Annotated in this window: 6 protein-coding genes; 1 reads left to right on the top strand and 5 read right to left on the bottom strand. The window is 70.1% G+C overall.

Annotated elements, in window-relative coordinates; all coding sequences use genetic code 11:
* Positions 1-336 (bottom strand): preQ(1) synthase (gene queF / locus ACIRDX_RS18410; protein ID WP_396626898.1); only part of this gene is annotated, 336 nt, incomplete at its 3' end.
* Positions 337-506: 170 nt separating this feature from the next.
* On the opposite strand from queF, the gene ACIRDX_RS18405 reads away from it, so the two are divergent.
* Positions 507-806, top strand: coding sequence for an HU family DNA-binding protein (locus ACIRDX_RS18405; RefSeq protein WP_396626897.1), 300 nt, complete (start codon positions 507-509; stop codon positions 804-806).
* A gap of 147 nt (positions 807-953) precedes the next feature.
* On the opposite strand, the gene ACIRDX_RS18400 is transcribed toward ACIRDX_RS18405, so the two are convergent.
* The 4 genes from ACIRDX_RS18400 to ACIRDX_RS18385 all read right to left on the bottom strand — a co-directional run bounded on the left by ACIRDX_RS18400 (position 954) and on the right by ACIRDX_RS18385 (position 7,491).
* Positions 954-2,666 (bottom strand): ATP-binding protein, encoded by a 1,713-nt coding sequence (locus ACIRDX_RS18400; RefSeq protein ID WP_396626896.1) that lies wholly within the window; start codon positions 2,664-2,666, stop codon positions 954-956.
* Complete coding sequence (locus ACIRDX_RS18395; RefSeq protein ID WP_396626895.1) at positions 2,663-4,120, bottom strand: ABC transporter substrate-binding protein; 1,458 nt, start codon at positions 4,118-4,120, stop codon at positions 2,663-2,665. The genes ACIRDX_RS18400 and ACIRDX_RS18395 overlap by 4 nt, the downstream gene beginning before the upstream one ends.
* A gap of 313 nt (positions 4,121-4,433) precedes the next feature.
* Positions 4,434-5,867 (bottom strand): radical SAM protein, encoded by a 1,434-nt coding sequence (locus ACIRDX_RS18390; RefSeq protein WP_396626894.1) that lies wholly within the window; start codon positions 5,865-5,867, stop codon positions 4,434-4,436.
* Between the two features lie 235 nt (positions 5,868-6,102).
* Positions 6,103-7,491 carry a sigma-54-dependent transcriptional regulator gene (locus tag ACIRDX_RS18385; protein WP_396626893.1) on the bottom strand — a complete coding sequence of 463 codons (1,389 nt, stop codon included), beginning with the start codon at positions 7,489-7,491 and terminating at the stop codon, positions 6,103-6,105.
* Positions 7,492-7,635: the final 144 nt, after the last annotated feature.

Here is a 7,635-nt window from a genome sequence, read left to right as displayed (position 1 = left end):
GTACGTCGCCGTGACCGTCGTGCGGATGCCGCCGCGCGGCGTGAAGTCGCCCACCACCGTCATGCGTACGGGCGAGCACGCCGCCACCAGGTCATCCAGGATCTGGTTGGTGAGCGCCTCGTAGAAGACGCCCTTGTTGCGGTACTCGAGCAGGTAGTACTTCAGCGACTTCAACTCGATGCACGTCTCGTCGGGCACGTACGTCACGCGGATCTCGCCGAAGTCGGGCAAGCCCGTCTTCGGGCACATCGACGTGAACTCGGGACAACGCGTGTCGATCTCGTAGGGACGACCCGGACGGGGATTGGGAAAAATCTCGATGCCACCACTGGCCATGCAGCGAGTGTACATCGCACGGTTCGGCCATTTCTGCCCAATTGACACCTGCTGCGGGTGTCGCTAGCATTGGCACCCATTGCGTTTTTCGCCAGAAATCGTGACACGCGCGCCACGACTTCTCGGCACGCTTCCAGAATTCGCGCGCGTGAAATTGGGGAGACAAGCGGATGGCCACGGCCCAGAAGATGACCAAGTCGGCGCTCTTTGCGTACTTCGCTGACAAGTTCGAGGTGAAGCGCACGGAGGTGCGTGACTGGTTCGACGAACTCGCGGCGCTTTCCGAGAAGGAACTCAAGCGCTCGGGCGAGTTCACGCTCCCCGGCGTGGTCAAGCTCTCGGTGCGCAAGAGCAAGGCCCGCATGGGCCGCAACCCGGCGACCGGCGAGCCGATCAAGATCCCGGCCAAGACGCGCGTGAAGGCGACCGTGGTGAAGGCCATGAAGGACGCCGTGATGCCGCGCAAGTAGTGTGCCGGGTTCCCGAGCGCGCCCACGCGCTCACGAGGAACCAGCGAAGCCCCGCCGGACACCCGTCCCGCGGGGCTTTTCGTTTCAGCACGGCCACAGCCTGCAGGCCAACAGGCAGCCTGCAGCCCCTTGGACCGCAGCCCTTCTTCATCCCGTCGTGATCCGCGTGAACCGTGGGAACACGAGCGTGAAGCAGCTGCCTTCCCCCACCACGCTGTCCACCGTGATCGAACCGCCGAGCTGCTCGACGATCTTCCGCGAGATCGCCAGGCCGAGACCGAGGCCGCGACGCTTCGTGGTGACGAAGTCCTCGAAGATGGCCTGCACCCGATCGGCGGGGATGCCGCAGCCCGTGTCGCGCACCCGGATCTCCGCGCGCCGGTCGTCGCCGGTCACCTCGATCCACACGTGCCCGCCGGGCGGCGTCGCCTGCAGCGCGTTGAGCACCAGGTTGCGCAGCACGCGGCCCAGCGCGAACAGGTCGCCCTCGAGGTAGACGGGCTGGGCCGGCAGCACGCCTGCCGCCACGGTCACCCCGGCCACCGACGCCTGCGACTGCATCCGCTCGACCACGTCGAGGGCGAGCTTGCCCGTGTCCACCGCGAACCGCTCGAGCGGGATCGGGCGCGCGAGGTTGCGCAGGTCCTCGAACGTCCGCTGGATCGTCGAGAACTCACGCTTGACCAGGCGCGCGAACGTCGCCCGGTACTCCGCGTCGTCGTGCATCTGCAGCACGAGCTTGCAGTTGTTGTTGATGTTCTGGATGGGATGCGAGAGGTCGTGCACCAGGCCCGCCGCGATGCGGCCGAACATCGCCTGCCGCTCCTGACGGATCGCGGCCTGCTGCAGTTCGCCGAGGCGATCGGCCGTCGCGTTGAACGCATCACCCAGCAGCCGGAACTCGTCGTCGCGCGTGATGTGGACGCGCTCGTCGAGGCGGCCCTCACCGATGGCGCGGATACCGGCCAGCAGGTCCGAGATCGGCCGCAGCAGCGAGCGGCCCGCCCAGATGCCGATGCCCACGTTGGCCAGCAGCGCCAGCGTCACGAACAGCAGCAACTGGCGCTCGAGCTCGCGCGCGGGACGGAAGGCATGTTCCACGGGCTGCTCGATGATGACGCGCCAGCCCAGGGGCGACACGGCCGGACTCGACACCGCCAGCATCTCCGTGCCGTCTGCGCGCGTGTAGCGGGCCTGCGCCGGGCCCGGCTGTGCCGCGAGTGGGTGATTGCCGAGCCGCTCGCCGCGCGCGATGCGGGCCTTCCCTCCGACGCTGCCGTCGGCGATCACGCGACCGCGCTCGTCGGCGAGCAGCGCGCGTCCGGTCTCCCCCACCTTGACGCCGTCCACCACACGCCACAGCTCCTCGAGCTTGAGCTCGGCCACGAGGTAGGGGGCGAGGGGTTCGTTGAGGCGCAGCGTCATCCGCGTGCGCGGCAACTGATCGGCGTCGAGGTCCACCGGGAGCAGGGCCATGTCGCTCTTGATGAACTGCGGCAGCGGCGGTGGCGTGCCCCCGAGGTCGCTGCTCGCCACCGGCCGCCCCTCGTCGTCGTACAGCGTCAGCGACCTGATCTGCCGCACCATGGTCGCGTGGTTCAGCAGCACGCGATCCTGTTGCGCGCGCGTCAGTCCCGTGCCCACGATGTCGGCCGCAGCCGAACGCACCAGCTCCTCGGTGGACTGCACGTAGAGCCCGATCGTGTCGGCCGCGCGGGCAGCGATGGCGGTACGCGACTCGAGCACCGAACTCGCCATCGTCGTGCGCAACGTCAGGCCGGCGACGATGCCGAAGACGAGCAGCGGGACGACGGCCGCCGTCGTCACCAGCAACGCCATGCGGCGCGTGATCGGGATCATGGCGGCGTCCCCAGGCCCCAGCGGGGCAGCGAGGCGAGCACGTCGCCGGTGGCGGCGGCCGGCACCGTGACACGCCGACCGACGGCACGACTGGTCTCCAGCCAGAACAGGTGCACGGCCGGCGGGTCCTCGATGAGCACGCGGTGGAGATCGGCGATGGCAGCGACGAGTGCCTCCCGCGACGGGGCCAGGCGAATCGCTTCCGCAGCAGCCGCCCCGGCGGTGTACCCGTCGGCCACGATGCGCGGATGATCGTGGGCGGCGAACTGGCGGTACGGCATGCCCATGCCGTAGCCGCTGACCATCGGCGACACGAAGGTGTCGAACTGCCCGGCCGCCAGCCGCGCGGGGAACTGTTGCCGCGACACCAGTTCGAGTTCGAGGCCGATCCCCACGTCGGCGAAGGCGCGCTGTAGGTGCCCGGCGACCTGCACCGCCTGGGGGTCGTCGATCACCAGGCAGCCGATCGTGAAGCGCGGACGCACGACGCCGTCGGCCTCTCGCGCACGGGGAAGCCCCGCCGAGTTCAGCCACGCGCGAGCCGCCGCCGGATCATGGCGCAGCAGGCGCTCGTCGTCGGCGTGCGGACGGGCCCAGTGCTGGTGCCACAGCAGGTCGGCGGCAGGGACGCCGACCCCACCGGCCACCGCCGCCACGAGTGCGCGGCGGTCGACGGCGGCATTCATCGCGAGGCGGACCTCGCGGCGGGCGAGCACCGGGTGGCGATGGTTCAGGCCGAGCGTCACGACGTACGGCTTCACGTGCCGGAAGAGGCGCACGTCGCCGTCGGCGGCGAGCATCGCCCGGTAGTCGCTCGGCACCTCGTAGAGCACGTCGACCTCGTCGCGCAGCAGGGCGGCGACGGCGGCGCGCGGCGTGTCGTATCGCGTGACGTCGATGCGCTCGATGGCAGGCGGCGGCTCGCCGGCACGGACCACGGCGCGAAGGATGGGCAGCGCGTTCGCCTCGGCCGTGTTGCGGTAGGCCCCGGCCGGGAGGGCTTCCATCACCGCCAGGGTCTCGAGGAGCAGCGTCGTGCGCTCTCTCAGGCGGATGCGGACTTGATGGTCGCCGACCGCCTCCACGGCGACGACGGGCCACAGCCCGGGGCCGGCGTCGGGAGAGGCCGCGGCTTCGCGGATGCGCGTGGCCACGTCGGCGGCCGTGGCGCGTGTCCCGTCGTGCAGGCGCTCGTCGTCGCGCACCACGAGCGTCCAGACGAGGCCGTCGGCCGACACGGACCAGTGATCGATGAAGGCCGGTTGCTCGGCGCCCGTGGCGTCGAGTCTGACCAGGCGTGTCTGCGTGAGGCCGATGAGCAGCGGGCCGTCGGTCGCGTCACGGCTCGGCAGGGCAATCGTGATGTGGCGTGGGGCAGACGATGGCCGCACGGGGGCCGCGCGGCGGCAGGCGCCCGTCGCGATGGTGATGAGGCCCGCCGACGCGCATGCCACCGCGAGGAGCGCGGCATGTCGCGTAACGGCGCGAGCGCCGGGTGGGCATTCGGTGGGCGCGATCACGCAGCGATCGGCGGCATCCGCATCGATGGATCGCCGCCGTCGCTGCTTGTATCACGAACCCGCGCCCGCGGCGCACGACCATGCCACGAAACGCGGGGGCCAGCGCGTGGCCTACTTCTCGGGCACGTCCTCGATCGGCACGTCGATGAGGAAGGGGCAGTACGGCTTGTCCTTGACGGACCCACGCTTGACGACTCGGATGGTCATGAGAGTGCTCTCTTTCTGAAACGCTGCCGGCGAGTGCCGGTCAGGCGGGAACGGCCGCCGTGGCGGCCAGCTCGGGGAGCGCGGCGAGCATCGCCGGCTTGTGACAGTTGGGGAGGGCGAGGTCGCCCTGCTCGTTGTGCGCGGCCACCGAACAGCCGCCGCCGCACACCGGCACGAGCGCACAGTCGCCACAGGCGCGCCAGGGCGCGTGCGTGTCGAAGCGTTCGCGGGTGGCGCGGTGCGCGTCGTGACGCTCCTGCAGCACGTGGCCCACGCGCAGGTCCGGCTCCCCGGTGAACCCGGGACACGGATAGAGCGAGCCGTCAGGGCCGATGGTGCTGGCGTGACGGCGGTGCAACTCGCACGGGCCCATGTGCACGCCATCGGGCGTGTGGAAGCCGGCGGCGCGCGTCAATTCCCGCAAGCGCCCCATCGCGTCGTCGGCCAGTCCGCAGGAGTCGCACGGGGCGGCGCCCGAGCCCGAGCCGGCGCCTGCGGCGGTCATGCACGTGCCGCCGAGCGCGGGCTGCCGAGCGGCCTCGACCAGCGGAATCACCTTGCGCCCGTCGACCACCGACGAGGCGAGGGCGCGCCCGGTGTTCGGGCCGCGGATGATCGGCTTGAAGGTGAGCTTGGCGATCCGGTCGGCGAAGGGCTGGGCCTTGAGGAACTCCAGTAGCGCCGGGTACGAGGCCACGCTCTCGACGTCGAAGTTGCCGCCGAGGCTCACCCGGACCTTCGGCGCCACCACCCGCAGGTTGGCGATGATGCGATCGAAGGTGCCCTGGCCGCCGCGGAGCGGGCGGAGGCGGTCGTGCGTGACGCGATCGCCGTCGAGCGTCACCTTGATGCCCGCCAGCCCGAACGGCAGCAGGCGATCCACGACCTCCTCGGTGAGCAGCAGGCCGTTGGTGATGATGCTGATCGTCATCTGCACATGCCGGGCCTGGCAGGCCTTCCAGGCGCGTTCGGCCAGCGCGTACACCACGGGCAGGTTCAGCAGCGGCTCCCCACCGAAGAACGTGAGCGTGAACCGGGGCGAGCCCAAGGCGTCGAGCCGATGCTCGATCCAGTCGCCGACGCGGGCGGCGGTCTCGAGCGACATGCGTCCGTCCGGGGCGTGATGGTCTGCGTGGTCGCCCTGGATGCAGTAGTCGCAGGCGAAGTTGCACTGCAGGGTGGTCAGCACGGTGACGCGCAGGTGGCTCGCGTCTTCGCGGATGTCGCGGAAGAACGCCTCCAGCGCCCGGGTCTCCGCCTCGGCGCTCTCGACCAGGAACCCCATGTCGGCCAGTTGCCTGATGGCCTGGCGCGTGCCGACCGCCGTACCGACCGGTTCCCCGGCATCGACGCGGGCGAGCAGATCGACCACGTCGGGCGACACGACGATCTGGCTTTCCGTCAGGGTGTTGAAGAGGAAGACCTCGTCTGACCCCGGGAGTGGCGTGGACAGGGTGAACCGGGACGCGCGCATGGCGCTGCCCGCATGTGCCAGATGAGTGCCAGCCGAACCAATCATGGTTGGTATTTCGGCAAGTCGCTGGCATTTCTGGACATGTCCGCGATTTTCGGGCGGTGGCGGACGGGCGCCGGTGGTGATTTCTGCCACGGATCGGGCCGCCTGGGCGTGCGGATTCCGAGCGCGCTGACGGCAGGCCGACAGCGAAAGATGTCAGGCAGCCAGCGATCGGGCCGAGTCGGCGACGGGCCTAGGAGTCCCGTCGTCGGCGCGTGACGTCGTTCAGGCCGAGCCGGCTCAGTCGGTGCTTGAGGGTGCTGAGCGGGAGCCGGAGCTGGCGTGCCGTGGCGGCGACGTTCCAGTCGCCCTTCTCGATGGCCTTCAGCAGGTAGCTCCGCTCGAAGGCGGCCACGGCCTGGTCGAGCAGGCTCTCGGTCGCATCGGCCTGCTGGGCGTCGAGGGCGGCCAGCTGCACCTCGAGGGGCAGGTCGGCCTCGGTGATTTCGCCCTTGTCGCACACGGCGACCATGCGCTCGGCCAGGTTCTGCAACTCGCGGATGTTGCCGGGCCACCGGTAGCGCTGGAGCACGGCGAAGGCCGACGGTTCGATGCCCCGCACCGCCTTCCGGAAGCGGATCGCGTACCGGCGCACGAAGACCTCCAGCAACTGCTCGAGGTCCTCCATGCGGTCGCGCAGGGCGGGGAGACGCACCGGGATGACGTTGATCCGGTAGAAGAGGTCCTCGCGGAACCGGCCGCTGCGGACCGCTTCCGAGAGGTCGGCGTTGGTCGCCACCACCAGCCGGATGTCGACGCGGAGGGGGTGGCGGGCCCCGACGCGCTCGATCTCGTTCTCCTGGATGGCGCGGAGGAGCTTGGCCTGCAGGTCGAGGCGCAGGTCGCCGATCTCGTCCAGGAACAGGGTGCCGCCGTTGGCCAGCTCGAACTTGCCCAACTGCTGGCGGACGGCCCCGGTGAAGGCCCCGCGTTCGTGCCCGAAGAGCGTGCTCTCGACCAGTTCACTCGGGATCGCGGCCAGGTTCACGGCAATGAACGGGCCCCGGCGCCGGTCGGACTCGCCATGGATGCGGCGCGCCAGCATCTCCTTGCCGGTGCCGCTCTCGCCGGTGATGAGCACCGTCGTGTCCAGGGGCGCCACCTTCTGGACCAGGCTGACCACGGTCTTCATCGCGGCGCTCGTGCCCGTGACGAACTCCTCGTCGAGGGCCTGCACCTGCGCCGTCAGCGACTCGACGCGATTGCGCAGGTCCTGGCGCTCGCTGGCGTTGCGCACCAGCGCGCGCAGGGCGTCGTAGTCGAACTCCTTGGTGATGTAGTGGTAGGCGCCGAGCTTCATCGCCTGCACCGCGGTCTCGACGTCGGTGATCGCCGAGATCATGATCACCTCGACCTCGTCGTGCAGCTCGCGCACCTGCCGCAGCAGCTCCAGGCCGCCCATGCCCGGCAGCCGGACGTCGAGCAGCATGAGGTCGACGCGCGTCTGCCGCAGCCGCGACAGCCCGTCCTCGGCCGTCGCGACGGTGATCACGCGATACTCCCGCTTCAGGATCGCCGTCAGCGTATCGCGCATCCCCTCATCGTCGTCCACGATGAGCAGCGTCTTCTGAGGGAGGGGCATGCGGGGAGCATTATCAATGCCGCGATGCCGAATTCCGAATGTCGGCAGGGAGTCAGGGGCTTGGGGCTCGGGGCTCGGGGGCCAGCCTTGGGGGCTTGGCGCTTGGGGCTCGGGGGCAGGACTGAAGGCTCAGGGCAGAAGGCG

This window comes from Luteitalea sp. (assembly GCF_044337415.1).
In the GTDB taxonomy this organism is placed as follows: Bacteria; Acidobacteriota; Vicinamibacteria; order Vicinamibacterales; family Vicinamibacteraceae; genus Luteitalea.
This window is presented reverse-complemented; position numbering and strand designations above follow the sequence as displayed.

Coding starts and splice junctions, on each gene's coding strand:
- ACIRDX_RS18405 (WP_396626897.1), top strand. CDS start 507: ATGGCCACGGCCCAGAAGATGACCAAGTCGGCGCTCTTTGCGTACTTC.
- ACIRDX_RS18400 (WP_396626896.1), bottom strand. CDS start 2,666: ATGATCCCGATCACGCGCCGCATGGCGTTGCTGGTGACGACGGCGGCC.
- ACIRDX_RS18390 (WP_396626894.1), bottom strand. CDS start 5,867: ATGCGCGCGTCCCGGTTCACCCTGTCCACGCCACTCCCGGGGTCAGAC.
- ACIRDX_RS18385 (WP_396626893.1), bottom strand. CDS start 7,491: ATGCCCCTCCCTCAGAAGACGCTGCTCATCGTGGACGACGATGAGGGG.